Here is a 21540-nt window from a genome sequence, read left to right on the forward strand (position 1 = left end):
CCAAAGTGAATAATTCAAACGAAAATGACGTTCGTGATGAAGATGTTGTCGTGATAGAAGAGCGTGATAAGCGTAGCTATCTGTATATCGCGGTGGCAGCCGTTTTGGGTTTAGCACTTGGCGGTTTGGTTGGGTCATCAGTTACCGCAAACAAATGGCAAGCAACTTATATTGAATTGCAGCAACAATATCAGCAAGTTCAACAAGAGAAAGAAAAGGTTGTTGTGAAAGCGGAAGAGCGAGTGGCGAATGTCGATTTTGAAGTCGAGTCAAAGCTAAAGGCCAAACTGGCTGAATTACAAAAGAATCAACAAGCAGAGTTAGATGCGTTGAACCAACAAATCACGCAGTTACAGCAAGATAAATCTGATCTTTCGGCGCAAATTGCCGCTAAGAACAACGCAATCAATGATGCAGAAAAGAAAAACAATCAACTTAACCAGCAAGCAGATATGCAGGTTTCTTTGCTCGAGCGTTCTCGCGAATTATTCCAACGCGAGCTGAAGATTCAACAAGAACTAGAAGCGCTTAATAAAGAACTGACACAATTAGAGCCGAAGTTAGAAATTCTTAAAAAGAGTAATGCCTATCTTGATGGAACGTCTTGGGATGCAAAATCAGATTCTTGTGACAAACAAGATGAGGCAAGCTCTCGCATTAGCCAAATTAATCAGATGATTAACGTACACAAGATGGATTTGGAACAGATAAAAGCGATTTCTGAAACAGTTAGGCCTAGAATAGTCATGACGCCTGAGTGATTTCAAGTTTCTAATACCAAAATAAAACCCAGCAAATGTGCTGGGTTTTTTAGTACTTGATTACGCGTCTAGGTAGTTAGAACTTAAAGCGTGCAGTGAACATGACTTGATCACCATAGAAATCGTTGAAGCGAGCTTCACCACCTAGAGAGAATAGTTCAGTTGCGTGGAAGCGTGCATATGCAGATGCTAGCCAATCTTCGTTATCATCGATTGACACGTAACCGCCTTTGCCACCAACCTCAAGTTGTGGACCTAACCATTGGCGAATACCGAGGTTTAGTTCCATACCTGTTTCTGTGCCCATAGGTTTGCTGTCTACCATACGGAATAGAATTTCACCTGTAAGATCTGCCCAGTTGTTAATTGGAGCATGGAAGCCGAAACCAGCTGCAGTATCGAAGTCATCAGAAAACTCAGAGTCAAATCGAACCACTGCATGTGCATTAGGGTGGATTGATTTGCTCATTGCAGCACCGAATGTGCCTGGGCTAGCACCAATTCGTGCTTCAAGGTAATCGTAGCTAAAGTTGCTCATGATAGTTGAAGAATTGTTGTAGTCTGGCGCCGCAAGAGTGTGGCCAGAAACAAGAACTAGCGCTGCAGCTAAGATCGTTTTACGCATAAGGAAATGAGCCTATTAAGTTGTTAAATCCTAGTTTGGGTGACAATACAACCCGTATACCTAGTGCATATTACTGGTTGTTTATCAGTGGCACTAGGCAAAAATGTCATTGTTTTGTCACTAATTATCTTTTAAAGCAATTAACATGCCGTGAGCGGTGATTTTATGTTCGCTTATTCACCAAAACTGATACGGTTGTCAGCAATTGCATTAAAAATTTTCTCGGTGTCTAAGATTTGTGCCCAAGGCATCAGTTCAGATTCATTTTCAATCATGTACTGAGTCAACAATTCTTTGACAGTCGAACGAATTTGGTCACCGTTCCATGGTTTCGCCAGATAGAAATCTAGACTCGCATGGTTTATCGCTTCAACGGTATCTTCTAAACCGGCTTGACCAGTGAGTAACAATTTTTTCGCTTTTGCTGTCTGTTTATCATCACTTAATTCAATTGAAGCTGATACCCGTTTGCTCCGGCATGATATGGTCACACAAAATTAGCGCTAGTTGGATTTCGTCTGCTTGGGCTTCTGCGATAATCTCTTTAGCTTCAGCAACCGATTCCGCCGCTTCGAGCATAAAATGCGCTTCAAAGCAGTCAAGATCTTGAATAACACTATCTAATACTTCTCTTTCGTCATCGACGCATAGGATGAGGTACTTGTTCATGGTTTATTCCTCGTTGAAATCTGGTTGTTGCTCAATCGGTAACCAAACCGACATCTTGGTATATTCGTTAACCTTTGAATCTACAGTAATAATGCCACCATGTTGATTAATTATCTGCTGGCAAACTGACAAACCGATACCTAGCCCAAAGTTTCCTTCCTTTTTAGTGGTGAAATTCAAATCAAAAACTTGTTGTTGTAGCTCGGGTGAAATACCGCATCCATTATCTTGAACTTCTATTACGGCCCAACGCTTACCTTGTTTTATCGTTTGTTGGGTTCTTACCGTGAGTCTCCCTTGCGCTGGGAAGGCATCAATCGCGTTGGAGATGAGGTTTGTCCAAACTTGTTGTAACGCGATTGGCATGCATTTGATCTTGGGCAGATTTGCGTACTCTTTTTCAACACGATGCAGTTTGAGTTTGTTTTCGAAGATCACCAGCGTATCTTCAATACCTTCGTGAATATCTGCGTAGTGAAAGGTTTCATCATCTTGTCGAGCATAACCTTTCAGGCTTTTAACCATGTCAGCAATACGTTGAGCGCATACGTTGATAGAGCGTAGTGTGGCTCCTGCTACGTGATAGCTTTCAAGTTCATCCAGCTGAGCATTGACTTCATCTGGATTGTATCGCGCGAGCTTCAACCAGTGCTCTTTTTCATGTAAGCCTAATTTGACCAGTTTTTTCGCAAGTCTACGATCGCCAATTTGTTGTTCTACTTGTTTGGTTTTTTGACGTTCATCTGCCGTTGAGTTGGGACGGGAGGAGAGGGCTCTCGTTAGAATGTCATTGTTCATTTCAGGCGGGCATTGTCCCTGACCATTCACCAGTTGATGGATACTTTCAGTGAGGGTTTCTGTACCGCGTAATATTGCTGCGATTGGGTTATTAAGTTCGTGAGCGACGCCGGCGACGAGTTGGCCGAGCATTGCCATTTTTTCACTTTCAATTAATTGATGGTGAGCAAGCTCTAACGACTCTAGCGTTTTTTGTAGCTTGAGTTTGGTGTTGATATTGCGTTGCAAGCGACGGTTAAAGTGACGCAAAAGTAGGTTGGTAAAGAGTGGAAGCAATGCGGTATCAGAATACATGACTTTGCTAAATACGTCGCGGTCGATCTTTATCACATCTGCGCTGGTCAGAGTTAATGCAGTGGAGAAGGAGGGCTCTCCAGTAACAAAGGACATACCACCGATGATATTACCCTTGGTATGGCGAACGACCTCACGTTGCACGCCTTGGTCATCTTTTATATAGCGCAACTTCACCGGACATAATGAACCAGAGGAAGTTGTTGTCTTCGCCTTCGACTGTTAATAGGTGATCACTCGAGTAATGGCGTATCGCATGGGTTTCATCGCCTTTAGCAAAAAAGTCTTTTAGAGCGTTAATAACGCGCTCTGCCAATTCGCCGTCTGACATTTTATGGTGGTCAGTGATAAAGCCAGCCTGATAGCTTTGCATCTTTTGATCAATGTGAGCGCGAAATAGTCGCTGCTGATCCAAGATAAGCCCGTAGGAAAGTAAATTCTCTCTGTCTTCTTCGATAACAAAATTGGTTAATTCATTAAAGGCGGTTTTATAAACCAGTTTTTCTTGCAGTGGCTTGGTTAAGCAGTGATCTAAGCGCGTTTCATTCACGGTGTTTAAAATGGCTTGAATGTCTTGACCACAACTGATCAGCACTTTACGTGTTTTGTGCGTGAGTGGGGAATTGTCTAATTGAATCAGGAATTCTGCGCCATTAAAGCTTTCATGGTGACTGGCTAATACCAGTGCGATGGTTTGATTTTTATCGTGGCAATACTGCAGTGTTTCGTAACCATCTTCGATTGAATCGACACAATGTATATCAAACTTGGTCGCAAATACGCTGAGTTCTTTTCTAAGTTGCTCAATACTGACAGGGTTGCTGTCGAGGCATATTAGGGCATATTGATTCAAGCTATTTTTCCAATCTGTTCTCTTTCTTTGTCAAACAGGCTATCAATAAATGCCCTCTTGTGCTGCGAGCTAAGTTATAGATATGTTGTATAATCAGTAAATTGAACAATACTCTGATTTATCTCAAGCTTTTTTGGTGTAGACTGGCTGAATTCACTGTTTCATTTCAGCTGCAAATTAGCCAATGAATTTGAAATGATCGTTTTCAATATATGGATTACCTTAGAATGAGTTCTATGATGCAACTTAAAAAACTAGCTGCCATTGGTGGTGCGATATCTTTAGCCCTTTGTTGGCCGCTTGCTGTTGGTCAAATTGGCCAAAGTGTTATTGAAGATGCTGTCCAAAACCTCAATTCGAATACGATTAAAAGTGAAATTGTCAGCTATGATCGCGGTTACCTATCTTCGACGGTTGTTACGCGTTACACGGTCACTGACCCAGAATTGCTTTCGCAACTACAACTTGACGGTATTCCTGCTCAAATTGATGTAAAAAGCGATATTACGCATGGTTTGATCAGTTTAAGTGCGGATTCAGTGATGACGAATTGGCCTCAAATTCCATTGACAGCACACACAGTAACGCAACTAAACGGCAATACTGATTTCGAATTCAAGTTAGGCAATTGGCATCAAACGATCGACGGTGAAGGTGGTGCAACCATGCTAATCACTCCGTCTACATTGAAAGGGCACGCAACGGTGCTTGGCCAAGTGAGTTTTGAGCTAGATGTACCTTCAGTTGAAATGGATTTTAATACGGGTGAGAAACTGATGATTGATAACCTTACCGGTAACGGTGACGGTAAAAAGGTTAACGGTTTCTGGATTGGCGATCAGGTACTTAAGATCAAACAGTTATCAGTGTTAGACCCACAGCAAACCGCTCAATTTTCGATGAAAGATGCGGAGTATCAATACATCGCTAATCACGATGAGGCTACTCAGCGCGTTGCGAGTAATCATACTATTCGTATTGGTGGAATTAGTGTTGAAGATGAAAGCTTAGACAAGGTTGAATTGAACTTTGCGTTTGGCGATGTCGATGCCGTATCTTTTGAGCAATTGGTAACGAGATACCAAGATTCTCCGATGCTTACCGCGCAAGACTTACAAGCGATGATGCCATACCTAGATAGCCTGTTTGCGAAAGGTTTCTATATCTCAAGCGATAAGATGGCGATAAATATCGGTGACGGTGAATTCACATCTAATTGGAAGTTAATTGTTCCTCAGGGAACGGATAACATTTCACAAAACCCAATGAAGCTAATGCCTGCACTTGAGGGACACTTTAATTCTTTTGTTTCTGATGATTTGGCTCAGCAATACCCATCAATCAAACAAGCGATGGATGAAGGCATGGTGATGGAGTTTGTTCAGCAGACAACGGGTGGCTATCAAGTAAAAGCAGAAATTAAAGAAGGCAATATTGTGTTCGAAGGTGGGCAAAAAGTACCACTTATGAGCCTGTTCCTACCTTTAATGATGTAGCTTAGATTACTAGAATTAGTAAAATATCTTCTCCAAACAAAGAGGTCTAAACACCTCTTTTGTTGCTTTTTATAGTGTGTAAAAAGTGGTATTAATGAAGCATCGACTCAAATCCTCTCGGTGATGCCCCAGATTTGAGTGTGCATTTTGAATTAAATCATGAGCAAGGAACGAAACAGTGGACAACGTTTTTAACTTTAGTGCTGGTCCTGCGGCTTTACCGAAACCGGTAATGGAAAAAGCCCAGGCAGAATTATTGAACTGGCAAAATCTTGGCACATCGGTGATGGAAGTGAGTCACCGTGGTAAAGAATTTATTCAAGTCGCAGCCGAAGCGGAGCAAGATCTACGCGACTTGCTTCGAGTGCCAGATAACTACAAAGTGTTGTTTTGCCATGGTGGTGCGCGCGCACAATTCGCAGCGGTTCCAATGAACTTACTTGGAAGCAAATCAAAAGCGACATACATCGATGCAGGCTTTTGGGCAGAGAGCGCGATTGATGAAGCGCAAAAGTATTGTGAAGTCGATAAATTTGACGCAAAAGTTGCGTTGGATGGCAAGCTTGCTGTTAAGCCTGCGACTGAATGGTCAATTGCCGATGACGCTGCTTACGTCCACTTTTGCCCGAATGAAACCATTGATGGCGTTGAGATTTTTGATTTGCCGCAAACGGACAAACCAATCGTCGCGGATATGTCTTCAAACATTCTTTCACGCGAAATTGATGTATCAAAATACGGTGTTATTTACGCAGGCGCTCAAAAGAACATCGGTCCTTCAGGTATTTGTATCGTTATCGTACGTGATGACCTGTTAGATCTTGCTAGCGATATTCTGCCAAGTTTGTTGAACTACAAGATTTTGGCTGAGAAAGATTCTATGTTCAATACGCCACCAACCTTTGCTTGGTACTTATCAGGCCTTGTGTTTAAGTGGTTAAAAGAGCAGGGTGGTGTAGCAGCGCTAGAGCAAATCAACCGCGAAAAAGCGGCATTGCTTTACAACTACATTGATTCTTCTGAGTTCTACCGTAATAACATTCATCCACAAAACCGTTCACGTATGAACGTACCGTTCCAACTGGCAAAACCAGAGTTGGACGAGCTGTTCCTTGAGCAAGCGAAAGCTCGCGGGTTAGTTGCGTTGAAAGGTCACCGAGTGGTTGGTGGTATGCGTGCATCGATTTATAACGCAATGCCGCTTGAAGGTGTGCAAGCGCTTGTCGAGTTTATGCGAGAGTTTGAAGTTAGTAACGCATAATGAATGTTGCAAATACCAAAATTCAAAAGCCGGCTTAAGTCGGTTTTTTTATGCAACAAACAACAGCGGCTAGAGTGATTTAGTTGAACTACACTTATTCTCAAGCACTTTGAGGTGACTTTAGTATATTCAACGACTGATTAACTTTGATGTTCATGGTGTTGTTAATGCGAAAAATTATTGTCGTAAAGATGCAATCGGTATTTGCGCAATTGGTGATTGCTCGTGGTTAACAATAGAGTACATTGAGACTAAGTTAGCAGTATCGCATATAGGAAAAATTATGAGCGAGACACAACAATCAACATCTATGGGCGCACAGACGCTATTGTCAAAAGGTTGGAAATGGTTTGCGATTGTCGGCGTTTTAGTCGCTATTGCCGGCTTTGGGGCTCTCAGTTTACCAGTGGCAGCGGGCGTAACGATCACCACTATTGTTGGTGGGCTTTTCCTATTTAGTGGTTTGGTTCAGGCTTACCACACATTTAATATCCATGCTTGGAAGGATAAGCTTTGGTATGTATTGAGCGCCGTGCTTTATATCGTTGGCGGTTTATTTATCCTGTTTAAACCCTTTGCCGGTTTGATCACTATGACGATGTTGATGGTCGTTGTGATGATGTTTAATGGCGTGACGCGCATGGCATTTGGTTTGAAAAATCGCGCACTACCCGGCAGTGGTTGGATTATTTTTAGTGGCTTAGTTTCTCTTTTAATTGGTGGCTACTTCTTTACGCTATTGGATGATCCTGCGTTTTCACTTTCTTTGCTTGGTACATTCGTAGGTGTGTCACTACTGCTTGAAGGTTTTAGCTTTATCTTTCTTGGATTACAGATGCGAAAAGCCGCAAACTAAGTGAGTTTAAAGGCCATATTGGTTATAGGCAAAAAGCCACCTGTTTAGCAGGTGGCTTTTACGTTTTATATGCTTAACTGATATACAACCAAGCTTTGGCTATCGACTATCTATGTTTGGGCTTGCGATTGCCTTGTGGTTTAGCTCGACTACCAGTTTGAGGTCGACTATTACCATTCGTCGTTGGCTTGCCGCCTTTTGCTGCGCCTTGGTTACCAGTTGATTTAGGCTTGCCAGTGCTTTGTTGATTGCCGCCTGATTTACTAGCGTTTGGTTTAGCAAAGCCGCCTTTGCCCGCGCTACCACCTTGTCGTTTACCGTTTTCACCACGTTGACCACCATTTTGATTGCCAAAGCCTGGTTGGTTTTTGGTGTGCTTGGTGGCAAAGCGCTGTGAACCATGGCGACCTGATTTACGACGTTGCGCTGGGGTCAATACGTCATCATCGGTCGCTGGCACTAAGCATCCCGGTTTGTCACCAATCAGATGTTTTTTACCCATGCTGATTAACGCTTCACGGATCATCGGCCAGTTAGCTGGATCGTGGTAGCGAAGTAGGGCTTTGTGCAGACGACGCTGACGTTCACCTTTAGCAACTGGAACCACTTCACGCTGTTTGTATTTCACGCGCTTAAGCGGGTTGGTTTCTGAGTAGTACATGGATGTCGCATTACACATCGGTGATGGGTAGAAGTTCTGTACTTGGTCCGTCTCGAAGTTGTTTTTCTTCAACCACAATGCCAAATTAACCATATCTTCATCTTCAGTGCCTGGGTGAGCAGAGATAAAGTAAGGGATCAGATACTGCTTTTTACCTGCTTCAGCGCTGTATTTCTCAAACATCTCTTTGAAGCGATCGTAAGTGCCCATGCCCGGTTTCATCATCAGATCGAGTGGACCTTTTTCTGTGTGCTCCGGTGCAATTTTTAGGTAGCCGCCAACGTGGTGAGTTACCAGTTCACGTACGTATTCCGGCGATTCAATCGCAAGGTCATAACGAACACCAGATGCGATCATCACTTTCTTAACGCCTTTTACTTGGCGCGCAGCACGGTACAGATCGATGGTGTGTTTATGATCGGTATTAAGCTTGTTACAGATACCCGGGAACACACACGATGGACGACGACAGTTAGCCTCTGCCTTCGGATCACTACAACCAAGGCGATACATGTTGGCTGTTGGTCCACCAAGATCGGAAATCGTGCCAGTAAAGCCCGGTACTTTATCGCGAATTTCTTCCAGTTCGTTGATGATTGACTCTTGCGAGCGGTTTTGAATGATGCGGCCTTCGTGTTCGGTAATTGAACAGAATGAACAGCCACCAAAACAGCCGCGCATGATGTTAACCGAGGTTTTGATCATGTCGTAAGCTGGAATTTTCGCTTTACCGTATGAAGGGTGAGGGACGCGAGCGAAGTGCAAACCAAACACGTAGTCCATTTCTTCTGTGGTCAATGGAATTGGCGGCTGGTTTACCCACAATTCGCGATCGCCATGTCGCTGAATCAGCGCTCGACCAGAATATGGGTTCGTCTCTAAGTGCATGATACGGCTTGCGTGTGCATACAGAATACGGTCACTGTTTAGTTTTTCAAACGGAGGCAGACGCACAGCACTCGTCGCTGCATCATGACGTGATGGGCGAATGGTGATTGGCTTTGCTGCGTCTTTTTCTTCAGCTTTGGTTTCGCACTGCTCTTCAATCGCATAAGGGTTTGGCGGAATAAACGCCTCTTTGCGCGGTTTTTCAATGCGTGAAGAGTCAATGATGGTGTAATCTTCAGGCTCTGCCGGAAGGTTAACCGCAGTACCACGAATATTGGTCAATGTTGAAATGTCTTCGCCATCAGCAAGACGGTGAGCAAGTTCAACCAGTGCACGTTCAGCGTTACCAAACAGCAGAATATCGGCTTTTGCATCAAACAATACTGAGCGGCGAACTTTGTCTGACCAGTAATCATAGTGTGCAAGACGACGTAGACTCGCCTCGATGCCACCTAGAATAATTGGCACACCTTTGTAGGCTTCACGGCAACGCTGTGAGTACACCAAAGTTGCACGGTCAGGACGTTTACCACCCTCGTTATTTGGTGTGTAGGCATCATCATGGCGCAGTTTACGGTCAGCCGTGTAACGGTTGATCATTGAGTCCATGTTGCCTGCGGTGATGCCAAAGAATAGATTTGGTTTACCCAGCGCCATAAAGGCGTCTTTGGTGTTCCAATCTGGTTGAGCAATAATACCTACGCGAAAACCTTGCGCTTCAAGTAGACGACCAATGATCGCCATACCAAAACTTGGGTGATCGACGTATGCATCACCAGTCACGATGATGATGTCACAACTGTCCCATCCTAGGGCATCCATTTCCTTACGGCTAGTCGGTAAAAAAGGTGCAGTACCAAAGCATTCTGCCCAGTACTTTTTGTGCTCGTGAATTGGAATGATGTCGTTGTACATATTTTGCTCTTAAATCCAGTGAGCGCGAATTATAGCGGCTTATCTACTATCTATCTATAGTTGTAACCCGGTTATTTCTCCAATCTATCAATAGTGAGGCTAACTGACAAAGCCTTATAAATACTAGGGTTGGATAGCGTCGCAGATAGAACATACCGATGCACTAGCACTAGAATTTCGATAGCCAAAAAACGTCAGTTTGTTATCATCCGTGCCAGTTTATTTTCCCCTATAGATACATCACTATGATTCAAAACTTGTTAGCTTTGTTTGCACCTATGTTGTTGGGCGCACAAATTATTTTGACTCTTGTTTTAGTTAAAGGCGAGATTTGCCCAGGTCAGCGTGGTCGAGTACACAAGTTGCTACCTATTTTGGCGGTCATTTGGCTTGCCGTGTCGTCACTCAAAATTGAAGCCTTCATGGTGACGGCGGCGTTAACTTATTTCTATACGCAAGTGCAAACCAAAAAAACGCGTGAGAAAGGGCCGCTTTGGGTGATGTATCTAGCGAACGGTTTAGCCTTGGCTTACGTGGCCATTATGCTTGGTGAGCAAACGAATTTTGCAGCGAGTGCCAACGTGTTTATGCAAATTCTTCTGTTGGGCGGCTGTTTTGCTCAACTGCTATTGGTAGTCGCACGCTCACGTTTACAAGCATTTCAACGCATTTTGCCAGTTGTTGGTGTCGTGTCTGCAATGCTGACCAGCTTAACCATTCTAGGTGCAATTTATGGGTTACCGGATAGTGAGCTTGAGCAATTAATTATGCCGTTGTTTACTTCATTTGGTGCCATGATTGTCGGTGTGGTTGTATGGTGCTGGCATATGTTCAGCCACAAAGCGGCCAATAAAGTTCAGCTTGGTTTAGCGCTAACAGCCTTGTTGGTCGCAAGTTTAGCTAGTCAGTCATTGCTAGTACTTTAAATGGTGCTAACGCATCTGATTTAAAATTATTCGATCCCACTCACTGTTAAATCAGTCAATGAGAACTAGGCTTTGAGTAAGCTTACTTTTCAAAGCGGGAGTGGAGATATGGATCTGAGCAATGTACGCAGCCTAGATAGCATTATTCTACTAGGCATCGTCAATGAGAAGCTGCGCCTTGAGTGTGATAGCTTTGACGAATTGGTTAGTATGTATGAAATGGACGTTGAACAAGTGGTCGGTAAACTCGATGTACTTGGTTACCAATACGACCCGCTGACCAACCAGTTTAAAGCCAATCAAGGTTAGCCATTCAATTAGTAGATAAATCGTTAAGCCTCATCTATCGATGGGGCTTTTTTACGCCAGCTTAATACCTTCCAAATGGCTTTTGCATTGTTGCTTTGCCGTCGAGAAAAACGCTTGCAGATAGCGTTTGTCTCGCTCTGAACTCCTTACTGCGGCAAACAATCGGCGCCACAATCCGTCACCCAGAGGAATGCTAGCAATTAAGCCTTGGCGAGAAAATTCACTGATTGCCCAGTTGGGCAGGGCGGCGACTCCCAAACCTGCGGAAACCATCTGCACCAACATGAGTGTGTTATCGCATTGCTTCCATTTAGCTGGCTCAATACCTGCAGGCTGTAAGAAGTGTTTGACCACATCCAAGCGTTGCTTTTGTACTGGGTAGGAGATCAACGTTTGATCAGCGATATCCTGTGGAGTAATGGCCTTTTTTTCCGCTAACGGATGATTGATTGCGGTAATTAGCCGCATTTCAAAATCAAATAGGGGCTCAAAATGTACTTCTGATCTCGGCTGAATATCGGAAGTAATCACTAAATCTAGCTCGCCACTCATTAAAGCTGGCAGGGGCTCAAAACCAAAACCTGATGAAAAGTCCAGAGCGACACTTGGCCAACTTAGTTGGTACTCTTTGAGTGCTGGCATTAGCCATTGAAAGCAAGAGTGGCACTCGATCGCCATATGCAGCCTTCCATTGACGTCTTCCTTTAGGCTAGCAATCGCATTTTCTGCTTTAGCAAAACGCGGCAATACTTCATCAGCGAGGCGTAATAGGATGTCACCTTCTGAGGTGAATTTTACTGGTCGAGTTTTGCGTAAAAAAAGTTGTCCACCGAGCCGCGATTCAAGCTCTTTGATCTGGTGTGATAACGCAGATTGGGTGAGATGAAGTGCCGTAGCTGTAGCGGTAAGCGATCCTGTCTCACGCAAAGATGCAATGGTACGTAAATGTTTAAGCTCAATCATAAGCCTTGTTTACCTAAATATTCATTCCTTGAATAACAATAACCTAACGTCTTTTAAATTGAATGTAAACGTCTAGACGTCTATTAATTATAAATGGAATCAATTATCCATCAGGCATACATGAAATAATTTAATAATCACATTGAATAATTGGACGTTGTTTAGCCAGACAAATAACGCAATATTTTAGCCATCTGGACATCTTAAGTGTTCATCTAAATAGACTAACAACGACTAAGGATTAGGACGATGGCAACAATTGCACATATTCTCGGGTATCCCCGAATTGGCGAAAAACGTGAATTAAAATTCGCGCTTGAAAAGTACTGGCGCGGTGAGATTGATCAAAAGGCATTGAAACAAGTCGGCGCAGAGTTGCGTGATCACAACTGGCAAGTTCAAGCCAATGCAGGTTTAGATTTTGTCACTGCTGGGGACTTTGCATGGTATGACCACGTACTGACTACCACACTGTTACTTGGGCATGTTCCAAAGCGTCATCATCAAGGATTCCCAGATCTCGATACGTTATTTCGTGTGGGACGCGGGCAGTCACAAGACGCTTGCGGCTGCACGGGTAGTGCCGCGTCAGACATGACCAAATGGTTTAACACCAACTATCACTATATTGTGCCGGAGTTTAGTAAAGATGATACGTTTGAGGTGAGTTGGCCTCAATTGTTTGAAGAGGTAAATCAAGCGTTGCAAGCAGGCCATAAAGTAAAACCTGTTCTGCTTGGACCGTTGAGTTACTTATATCTTGGTAAAGAGGTAGAAGAGGGTTTTGACCGTTTGTCTTTATTGCCACGTTTGCTTTCGGCTTATCAAGCTATTTTGGCTAAGCTAGCCAAACAAGGGGTGGAATGGGTGCAAATTGATGAGCCTATTTTAAGCCTAGAATTGGATAAAAAGTGGCTGGACTCGTTTAAATTGGCGTATCAAGTCATTCGCAGTGACGTAAAAGTTCTGCTAACGACCTACTTTGATTCCGTCGAAGATACATTGGAGCGCATTGTTGAACTAAACGTTGATGGTTTACACCTGGATGTGTCGGCTGCCCCTGAGCAACTTAATAAGGTAGTTGAAAAACTACCTCAGGATTGGGTGTTGTCGGCAGGCGTGATTAACGGGCGCAACGTTTGGCGCGCGGATCTCTCAAAGCAACTTGAGTTACTTGAACCGATAAAAGCAAACCTCGGTGATAAGTTGTGGGTAGCAAGTTCGTGTTCATTACTGCATAGCCCAGTTGATTTGGAGCTGGAACCAAATTTAAGCGAAGAAGTGACCAGTTGGTTTGCATTTGCCAAACAAAAAGTCGCGGAAGTGACATTATTAGCCAAAGCACTTGATGGTGACCAGAATGCCATTCTTGCTTGTGATACCTACAGCGCGCCGATCCAAGCTCGTAAGCAATCTACTCAGGTTAATAAACCTCGCGTAAAACAGCGTTTGAACTCGATAAGCAAAGCACTCACAGAACGAAGTGCAACTTATAGAGAGCGCGCTGCTCATCAGGCTGAAGTATTAGGTTTACCACTGTTTCCAACCACGACGATTGGTTCGTTTCCGCAGACAAGCGAGATCCGGCTGCAACGTAGCGCCTTTCGTGCAGGCAAGCTGAGCAATGATGACTATCAATCTGCACTTAGAGGGCATATAGAAGACGCGGTTAAACGCCAAGAGGCGCTGGACTTAGACGTGTTAGTGCACGGTGAAGCCGAGCGTAATGATATGGTGGAATACTTTGCGGAAAACCTAGCAGGATTCCAAACAACCAAGTTTGGTTGGGTGCAAAGTTACGGTTCACGCTGCGTAAAACCAGCCATTGTGGTGGCCGATATTGAGCGTGAAAAACCGATCACCGTGGAATGGTCTACTTATGCTCAGTCGCTAACCAGCAAGCAGATGAAAGGGATGCTTACTGGGCCGGTGACGATTCTTTGCTGGACTTTCCCTCGCGAAGACATCTCTCGCCAAGAGATTGCAAACCAACTAGCACTGGCACTGCGTGATGAAGTCGCGGATCTGCAAGATGCGGGCATCAACATTATTCAAATTGATGAGCCAGCGATTAGAGAAGGGTTACCATTGAAAAAACGTGACCACAAAGCTTATTTAGAATGGGCGGTGGATGCCTTTAAGATATCAGCTGCCAGCGCAAAACCAGAAACTCAGATTCATACTCATATGTGCTATTCCGAGTTTAACGAGATCATTGATTCAGTAGCGGCATTAGACGCAGATGTGATCACGATTGAGACCTCGCGCTCTAACATGGAATTGCTGAAAGCGTTTGAAGAGTTTAATTACCCGAATGAGATAGGCCCAGGTGTATACGATATTCACTCGCCTAACATTCCAACTCAGGAATGGATTGAATCGCTAATCAATACTGCGGCGAAGCAGATTCCAGCGGAACGTTTATGGGTGAACCCAGATTGTGGTTTGAAAACGCGTAACTGGGCAGAAACGGAAGCCTCATTGGCTAATATGGTCTTAGCGGCGAAAGCACTGCGTAAGCAGTTTGCAGAGGCATAATCATAAACTTACCTCCTAGAAATAAAAATCCCCACCTTGCAAAAGCGAAGTGGGGATTTTTTGTGTTCTCAGGGGTATCAGTTAGCTGAGAATGATCAGCACGGTACCGCCTAACGTCATTAAAATATTGGCGATCGCATAAGTACCCGCATAGCCAAGTGCAGGAATGGTTGATTTGGCGTATTCGTTTACGATATCCATCGCTGGGCCACAGGTGCGAGCACCGATGATCGCACCGAAAAGTAGCGCGCGGTTCATTTTCAACACATAAGCACCAACCAAGTAAGCAAGTACAACAGGCACAACGCTAACTAAGAAGGCAAGACCAATCACCTGTGGGCCTACTTGGGCTAAATGCTCAAACATTTTGCCGCCAGCACTTAAGCCGATGCCGACCATAAAGAACATCAGACCAAGGTCCTTGACCATGTTCAGCGCCCCTTGTGGTACGTAACCGAAAGTCGGGTGGTTGGCTCGCAAGAAGCCAAGAGTAATACCCGATAGCAATAGACCAACCGCATTGCCAAGACCAAACGACACTTGACCAAAGGTCATGGTAATCAAGCCAAACAGAATACCTAGAATAAAGAAGCTACAGAAAGCAAGTAGGTCGGCCATTTGGCTATGAATTGAGATAAAACCGATTTTTTCCGCAAGGAACTGAACGCGGCTTTTCTCACCACTCACTTGTAACACGTCGCCTTTTGCCAATAGGATATCTAAGTCCATCGGCATTTCGATTTGCGCGCGTACCACTCGGTTTAGGAAACAGCCGTACTCAGACAGGTTCAAATCAGACAGGCGTTTGCCTGCAATGGCGTCGCTCTTAACTACGATCTCTTCTTCGACGATTCGAAGGTCAAGCAGGTTACGGTCAAAGACTTCTTTACCATTGCGGAAGCTTGGGTCTAAACGTGCGTGGCTATCAGGGAAGCCCACTAGCGCAATCTCATCGCCTTCTTGCAGAATTGCATCACCATCTGGGTGCGCAAGAATGCCACCACGGCGAATACGCTCAATGTAACAACCGGTTTGGCGGTAGATACCCAGTTCACGCAGGTTTTTACCATCAGTCCAATCAATCAATTCTGGGCCAACACGGTAAGCGCGAATAATCGGTAGGTAAACCTTACGTTGACCAGAACCACCTAAACCGCGTTCTTGGGCAATTTGCTGTGCTGAATCTGACAGATTTTCTTTTTGCAGGCGTGGCAGTAACTTGGCGAACATAATCATCGAGATTAAGCCAATCAAATACGCCATTGCATAGCCAACGGAGAGGTTTTCTAGCACTAAGCTGAAATCCATATTGCGTGGTGCCATGGCAAGCCCAGAGTTAAGCGCATCTTGCGCACCAACAAGCACGGGGGTTGACGTTAGTGCGCCTGCCATAGTACCCGCAGCTAAGCCGAAATCGAGCCCCATATATTGACTGCAAAAGTGGGTAATCAAAAGTGCAGACACTAATACGGTTAAGCTGAGGATCAGATAATGCTTACCATCACGGAAGAAGATACCAAAGAAGTTCGGCCCGGCCTCGATACCTACACAATAGATAAACAACATAAAGCCAATGGTTAGAGCGTCAGGATTGAAGCTAAAACCAAGGTGACCCATGATGAGTGAGGTGATTAAGACTCCAATGGAGTTACCAAGTTGCAGTGTACCAAAGCGAATTTTACCGATGGCAAGGCCGATCGCTAACACCACAAAGATGAGAAGAATAGGGTTTTGTTCTAACAAGTGTACGACGTCAATATTCACAGGGCAGTTCTTGAATCAGTGCCTAAGCCAGCCAGTTACTCGATTATACGAGTATGGCAACCAGATGAGCGAATTGTAACTGATTAATACAAAATTTAAGCAGGAAGTACTATTATTTTTGCGATTAAATTAAGAATTTTAATCTAGCTAATTAACTAGTTAGATACAAAAACCGCTGAATTCAGCGGTTTTTAGACAAGGCTAAAGAATCTTAGTCAAATAGACCTAGGTTTTCTTTTGCGTATGCTTCGAAATCATCACAGCCGCCAATGTGCGTTTGGTCGATGAAGATTTGTGGAACTGTCTCAACTGGTTTGCCGACAGTTTTTTCAAGGTCAGCTTTTGAAATGCCTTCAGCTTGAATGTCAACATAGCGGTAGTTGAAGTCGTCACGTTTTGCTTTTAGAGTTTCAGCGTGCTCTTTTGCGCGTACACAGTAAGGACATGCTGGGCGACCGAAAATAACTACGAACATAGATTCTTTCTCCTTTATCTTGTTGTTGGCAACTATGCCGCAAAGTTTGGCGAAAATAAAGTGGCATTTACCACTTGATTCGATAGGAAAAACCTATTGCTACAAAAGTAGCCAAACATTGACGAAATTTTGCAGTGTTACATTAAATTCAAAAATCCGACCTTCAATTGCTAGTGCTAATTTTCCTCGTCATCAAGATCATGCGAGCTTAAATTTACAAACAATCGATCTAAATCGCGAAAGCCATAATTTGTTTGTGGTTAATCGCAACAAAGAGCACTAAATCAATGTATTTTTTTTCGCCAAAAGGCAAGCTAACGGTAGCTTAATTTTACCAAAGGAGTCTGTTTGGCATGTTCCAGTTTATGACCTCCACGCGCATTATCTTCGGAGAAGATGCGCTGCAATCCTCCCTCTCTGTAATAAATCAATTTGGCTATAGTGTTTTGTTGGTGTCGGGTAAAAACACTCAGCGAGCATCGCCGATTATTCAATATATAAAGAACCAAGGGATGCGCTATCAACATGTGGCGATATCTGGCGAACCAAATATCACCATGGTTGAAGAAACGGCATTAAGTGGCCGTAAGTTTCAGCCTGATATGGTAGTGGCAATTGGTGGTGGCAGTGTATTGGATATGGGAAAAGCCTTAGCGGCGATTATTCCTAACCAAGGCGACGTGTACGATTACGTTGAAGTGGTTGGTCGCAATGTTCCACTCAAAACCAAGCCATTACCATTTATCGCCATTCCAACGACAGCGAGCACCGGTTCGGAAGTGACGCGTAATGCCGTGTTGCGTTCGGGGCAAGATAGAGTGAAAGTGAGCCTACGCAGCCCAGATATGTTGGCAGATGTGGCGATTGTCGACCCAACATTAACCTATGGTACAGACCGATATACGTCGGGACGTGGGGCGATGGATGCGTTTACTCATTTAATGGAAGCGTATGTGTGCGGCGATCCGAATCCAATCACCGATATGATATGTGAAGAAGGGTTAAGACGTTTAAGCCGCTCGGTAATCGATGGTTGCTTGAATGATGATTTTTCAGCACGCGCCGATCTATCTTTTGCCGCGATGTTAGGTGGCATGGCGATCACTAATGCTAAATTGGGCGCGGCACATGGTTTGGCGTCAGCATTAGGTGGTAAACTTGCGGCGCCGCATAGCGTGATCACGGCAAGACTCGCTCCATATGTGATGCAAGAGAACATTCGCGCAGCGGAAAAATCGGGCAGGGCGGATGTGCTCGCACGTTATCGTAAAATGGCTCAGCTATTGACTAAGCGCACTAATGCCTGTCGTGATGACTCTGTTTTGTGGGTCAATATGATGTTGGAGAAACTCGAGTTACCAAAGCTAAGTGAGTTTGGTGTCTGTCAGACTTCATTTGAACGTGTGGCAGATGATGCTCTCATGTCGGTTGCGATCAAAGGGAATCCACTCCCACTGACCAAAGATAGGCTAATGTATATTTTAGAGCAGGTCTGTCACTGCGATGGCGATTGTGAGTCTGCGTCATCAATGGATAGCACGACTAGTGTTTCACTGGTCGATCAATCCAACCAAAGTGGTTTAACTGCGTATCAAGACATCAATTAAGCGCAATGTAATGACAAACTAAAAAGAGGCCAATTGGCCTCTTTTCTATTTCTGCTTATCTACACTGGGATTAGAAGTGTGAAAGCTTATCGTAGCGTGAATCTTTAAGCGCATCTTTAACGCGACGTAGGTTTTCACGGAAACCAGTACCGCGGCGAAGCGTAAAGCCTGTTGCGAGAACGTCGATAACTGTCATTTGTACTACGCGACTTGCCATTGGCATGTACACGTCAGTGTCTTCCGGCACATCAAGCGCGATGGTGAGCGAACTTGCTTTATCCAGCGGCGAATCTTTAGCCGTAATTGAGATTACTGTTGCGCCATTTTCACGAGCAAGGTGTGCGATCTCTACTTGGCTCTTAGTACGGCCAGTGTGTGAAATTAGCACGATAACATCGTTATCAGAGCTGTTGATGCAGCTCATGCGTTGCATCACGATATCTTCAAAACAAGTGATAGGAATATTAAAACGAATAAACTTGTTTTGAGCATCTTTTGCAACTGCCGATGATGCACCTAAGCCAAAAAACGAAATGCGTTTGGCTTGAGTCAGTAGATCAACGGCACGATTGATTTGCATTGGGTCTAGGCTATTTTTAGCCACATCAAGGCAAGCCATCGTTGATTCAAAGATTTTGTGGCTGTATGCGTCTGGGCCGTCGTCTTCTTCAACATTTCGGTTTACATATGGCGTACCGTTAGCAAGACTTTGAGCAAGATGCAATTTAAAGTCCGGGAAACCCTTAGTGTCCAATCGACGACAAAAGCGGTTAACAGTAGGCTCACTGACATCAGCCATTTTTGCTAATGTCGCAATACTAGAGTGAATTGCAGTTTGTGGCGAAGCCATGATCACTTCCGCGACCTTGCGCTCCGACTTACTAAAATTCTCTAGATTTTCTGTATTTTTCTAATGTATTCATAGTTTCCACAAGGGTATAGAGAACGGCTCGCTCACTGAGCTGTATGAATTCTTAATCATTCAGACTAAGTGCTCCACAAACAACCAATACCTTTAGTATGGTTGACCCAGTATAAACCTAACCTCTGGATTTATAGTAATTTTTGCACGGATCAATTGGTGAGAATATGACAGGCATCAAACAAAATTTTATGAAAACTACAAAAATTTTAGTCAATCGCCCCTGAATAGGGGCGAATTGAGGCCTAACTGATAACAAATTACACTAAATCAGAAAGAAAGTTTCAGTTTTCTAGGACGTCATTTGCTAACTGATCAATCTTATTAAACAGTGCAGGGGCGCCTGTTCGGGCGATTTCACGCTGTTCTATAAGGATATTTTGTAGAATGTCATTGGTAGAGAGAGGGTTCGCTAGCACAACACGGAAAACGATAGTATTCAATTCGTTAAGTTGAATTGGATTGAGTCGTGTACGTGATACAAACGAGCGACCATTTTCACGTTGGCGTTTTTGTACAAACTTAGTGAGTTCATTGAGTAGCTTGTTTAACTCTGAGAACTGCTTTGGCGTAGCAATACTCATTGCACGATGAACATTTTCAGGAACATAGCGGTACGTCAACAAACACAGCTCTGGCTCAGAAATAAGTTCGAAGTCGGGCTGTTGTTTAATGAGTTCGGCAAAATAGGCCGCTTTATTAATACTTTGATCGATGAGCAGTTCGTAACCTGGGCGGCTAATAATATGCATTGCCGCATAAACCAACATTGCCATACCAGAACGTGATCCTTCAAGGGTATGGCTGCCCAAATCTTTCGAACCTTTACGCAAAATATATTGCGCATGGTGCTCGATTGATTTCATTGCACTTGGATCTTTGAACAACACCATACCGGCACCCATCGGGATGTAGAGTTGTTTATGCGCATCGATGGTCACTGAGTCGGCAAGTTCAACACCTTTTAAAAGATGACGGTGATTGTTCGACATTAATGTCGCGCCGCCCCAAGCTGCATCGACATGGAAGTGACAATCTTCTTGCTGGCAGATTGCAGCAATCTCTGTAAGTGGGTCGATATTACCGGTTTCAGTGGTACCTGCAACACCCACAACAGCAAACGGTTTGATGCTGTGTGCTTTCAGTTCTTTAATTTTTGCTTTTAAGCTTTCAGGACAGATGCGGTTGTTGCTGTCGGTTTTCACTGCAACTAAACCGTCTTGACCTAAGCCAAGAACGTCCGCGGCTTTTTTCAGCGAATAGTGGCCGCGTTCAGAAACCAAAATAGCCATGCCTTCATAGCCATAATGTTTCATCGCTCTAAATAGACCTTCTTTCTCTACACCACGGAAGTTGTTTTGTGGTCGCAGTGCGTTGTTACGAGCAACCCAAAGTGCCGTGATGTTTGCGATGGTACCACCTGAGCAAAATGCCCCTAGCGAATGGTTCGCGCTATGCATCCATTGGCTATAGAAATTTTCATCTTGTGCGTAGATAAGGCGGTGTAGCATGCCTAGGACTTGACGTTCTAGTGGTGTGAAGGCTTTTGATGTCTCGATTTTCACTAAGTTTTGATTGAGCGCAATCATTATCTTAGAAAGAGGCATTAAGAAGTAAGGGAGCGCAGATGTCATGTGGCCAATAAAGCTTGGCGCAGATGTGTGTACCGAATGAGATACCAGTGTATCCATTAGGTGTTGAGTATGATCGGAAACGAACTCAGGCTGTTCCGGAATAACCGGAGAGGAGAAGTCCTTCTCGATTTCTTTTAAAGGTTTTTCTTCCGCAACGATGTGTTCTCGCAAAAACTTGTTCAAGTTTCGCGATAGTTCTTCTTCGATTTGCGTAAGTGTTGAGTCTGGGCCTTCTGGGACGGTAAAGATTCGAAGTAGACTTTCGAAGCTCGCGTCAGCTGTTTTGTGTTCCGATACCATGCAATGACATTGCTCTATTTGATGT

The 21540-nt window shown here is 44.1% G+C and carries 14 protein-coding genes and 3 pseudogenes; 8 read left to right on the forward strand and 9 right to left on the reverse strand.

Annotated features, from left to right (window positions below; genetic code table 11):
- Positions 1–5: 5 nt before the first annotated feature.
- Positions 6–761, forward strand: coding sequence for a chromosome partitioning protein ParA (locus tag Vt282_RS06080; RefSeq protein WP_162062852.1), 756 nt, complete (start codon positions 6–8; stop codon positions 759–761).
- Positions 762–837: 76 nt separating this feature from the next.
- Here Vt282_RS06080 and Vt282_RS06085 read toward each other — a convergent pair whose 3' ends face one another.
- The 3 genes and pseudogenes from Vt282_RS06085 to Vt282_RS06095 form a co-directional block, all read right to left on the reverse strand.
- Positions 838–1386, reverse strand: coding sequence for a hypothetical protein (locus tag Vt282_RS06085; RefSeq protein ID WP_162046494.1), 549 nt, complete (start codon positions 1384–1386; stop codon positions 838–840).
- 173 nt (positions 1387–1559) lie between these two features.
- Positions 1560–2055: pseudogene (locus Vt282_RS06090) on the reverse strand (response regulator).
- A 3-nt stretch (positions 2056–2058) separates the two neighbouring features.
- A pseudogene (locus Vt282_RS06095) lies at positions 2059–4000 on the reverse strand (ATP-binding protein).
- 227 nt (positions 4001–4227) lie between these two features.
- Between Vt282_RS06095 and Vt282_RS06100 the strand changes: the two are divergent.
- The 3 genes from Vt282_RS06100 to Vt282_RS06110 all read left to right on the forward strand — a co-directional run bounded on the left by Vt282_RS06100 (position 4228) and on the right by Vt282_RS06110 (position 7613).
- The gene (locus Vt282_RS06100; protein WP_162062853.1) at positions 4228–5496 is read left to right on the forward strand and encodes a DUF945 family protein; all 1269 of its coding nucleotides are present in this window, start codon (positions 4228–4230) and stop codon (positions 5494–5496) included.
- Between the two features lie 178 nt (positions 5497–5674).
- Positions 5675–6757, forward strand: a complete 1083-nt coding sequence (gene serC / locus Vt282_RS06105; protein WP_162062854.1) for a 3-phosphoserine/phosphohydroxythreonine transaminase — start codon at positions 5675–5677, stop codon at positions 6755–6757.
- A gap of 283 nt (positions 6758–7040) precedes the next feature.
- A complete protein-coding gene (locus tag Vt282_RS06110) occupies positions 7041–7613 on the forward strand; it encodes an HdeD family acid-resistance protein (protein ID WP_162062855.1) in 573 nt (190 codons plus the stop codon).
- Between the two features lie 106 nt (positions 7614–7719).
- Here the strand turns inward: Vt282_RS06110 and Vt282_RS06115 are convergent, their stop codons facing one another.
- Positions 7720–10077 (reverse strand): YgiQ family radical SAM protein, encoded by a 2358-nt coding sequence (locus Vt282_RS06115; protein ID WP_162062856.1) that lies wholly within the window; start codon positions 10075–10077, stop codon positions 7720–7722.
- 245 nt (positions 10078–10322) lie between these two features.
- Here Vt282_RS06115 and Vt282_RS06120 point away from each other — a divergent pair, with 245 nt between their 5' ends.
- Complete coding sequence (locus Vt282_RS06120; RefSeq protein ID WP_162062857.1) at positions 10323–11003, forward strand: hypothetical protein; 681 nt, start codon at positions 10323–10325, stop codon at positions 11001–11003.
- 108 nt (positions 11004–11111) lie between these two features.
- Positions 11112–11312 carry a DUF4250 domain-containing protein gene (locus Vt282_RS06125; RefSeq protein ID WP_162046490.1) on the forward strand — a complete coding sequence of 67 codons (201 nt, stop codon included), beginning with the start codon at positions 11112–11114 and terminating at the stop codon, positions 11310–11312.
- A 51-nt stretch (positions 11313–11363) separates the two neighbouring features.
- On the opposite strand, the gene metR is transcribed toward Vt282_RS06125, so the two are convergent.
- Positions 11364–12275, reverse strand: coding sequence for an HTH-type transcriptional regulator MetR (metR, locus tag Vt282_RS06130; protein ID WP_162062858.1), 912 nt, complete (start codon positions 12273–12275; stop codon positions 11364–11366).
- Positions 12276–12524: 249 nt separating this feature from the next.
- Between metR and metE the strand changes: the two genes are divergently transcribed.
- Positions 12525–14813 (forward strand): 5-methyltetrahydropteroyltriglutamate--homocysteine S-methyltransferase, encoded by a 2289-nt coding sequence (gene metE / locus Vt282_RS06135; protein WP_162062859.1) that lies wholly within the window; start codon positions 12525–12527, stop codon positions 14811–14813.
- 81 nt (positions 14814–14894) lie between these two features.
- Here the strand turns inward: metE and Vt282_RS06140 are convergent, their stop codons facing one another.
- A complete protein-coding gene (locus tag Vt282_RS06140; RefSeq protein ID WP_162046487.1) occupies positions 14895–16577 on the reverse strand; it encodes an aspartate:alanine antiporter in 1683 nt (560 codons plus the stop codon).
- Between the two features lie 211 nt (positions 16578–16788).
- Entirely contained in the window at positions 16789–17052 is a 264-nt protein-coding gene (locus tag Vt282_RS06145) for a GrxA family glutaredoxin (RefSeq protein WP_075648868.1), read from the reverse strand.
- 353 nt (positions 17053–17405) lie between these two features.
- Between Vt282_RS06145 and Vt282_RS06150 the strand changes: the two genes are divergently transcribed.
- On the forward strand, positions 17406–18659 hold the full coding sequence (locus Vt282_RS06150) for an iron-containing alcohol dehydrogenase (RefSeq protein ID WP_162062860.1): 1254 nt from the start codon (positions 17406–17408) through the stop codon (positions 18657–18659).
- Between the two features lie 70 nt (positions 18660–18729).
- Here the strand turns inward: Vt282_RS06150 and Vt282_RS06155 are convergent.
- Both Vt282_RS06155 and panP read right to left on the reverse strand, forming a co-directional pair.
- A pseudogene (locus tag Vt282_RS06155) lies at positions 18730–19582 on the reverse strand (MurR/RpiR family transcriptional regulator).
- A gap of 283 nt (positions 19583–19865) precedes the next feature.
- The gene (panP, locus tag Vt282_RS06160) at positions 19866–21515 is read right to left on the reverse strand and encodes a pyridoxal-dependent aspartate 1-decarboxylase PanP (RefSeq protein ID WP_162062861.1); all 1650 of its coding nucleotides are present in this window, start codon (positions 21513–21515) and stop codon (positions 19866–19868) included.
- Between the last annotated feature and the right edge of the window lie 25 nt (positions 21516–21540).

This window comes from Vibrio taketomensis, from assembly GCF_009938165.1.
GTDB classification, from domain to species: domain Bacteria; phylum Pseudomonadota; class Gammaproteobacteria; order Enterobacterales; family Vibrionaceae; genus Vibrio; species Vibrio taketomensis.

Bases quoted from the DNA above. Each gene is read 5' to 3' on its own strand.
- Vt282_RS06115 (WP_162062856.1), bottom strand. From the start codon at position 10,077: ATGTACAACGACATCATTCCAATTCACGAGCACAAAAAGTACTGGGCA.
- Vt282_RS06125 (WP_162046490.1), top strand. From the start codon at position 11,112: ATGGATCTGAGCAATGTACGCAGCCTAGATAGCATTATTCTACTAGGC.
- metE (WP_162062859.1), top strand. From the start codon at position 12,525: ATGGCAACAATTGCACATATTCTCGGGTATCCCCGAATTGGCGAAAAA.
- metR (WP_162062858.1), bottom strand. From the start codon at position 12,275: ATGATTGAGCTTAAACATTTACGTACCATTGCATCTTTGCGTGAGACA.
- Vt282_RS06145 (WP_075648868.1), bottom strand. From the start codon at position 17,052: ATGTTCGTAGTTATTTTCGGTCGCCCAGCATGTCCTTACTGTGTACGC.
- Vt282_RS06100 (WP_162062853.1), top strand. From the start codon at position 4,228: ATGAGTTCTATGATGCAACTTAAAAAACTAGCTGCCATTGGTGGTGCG.
- panP (WP_162062861.1), bottom strand. From the start codon at position 21,515: ATGGTATCGGAACACAAAACAGCTGACGCGAGCTTCGAAAGTCTACTT.
- Vt282_RS06150 (WP_162062860.1), top strand. From the start codon at position 17,406: ATGTTCCAGTTTATGACCTCCACGCGCATTATCTTCGGAGAAGATGCG.
- Vt282_RS06085 (WP_162046494.1), bottom strand. From the start codon at position 1,386: ATGCGTAAAACGATCTTAGCTGCAGCGCTAGTTCTTGTTTCTGGCCAC.
- Vt282_RS06110 (WP_162062855.1), top strand. From the start codon at position 7,041: ATGAGCGAGACACAACAATCAACATCTATGGGCGCACAGACGCTATTG.
- Vt282_RS06120 (WP_162062857.1), top strand. From the start codon at position 10,323: ATGATTCAAAACTTGTTAGCTTTGTTTGCACCTATGTTGTTGGGCGCA.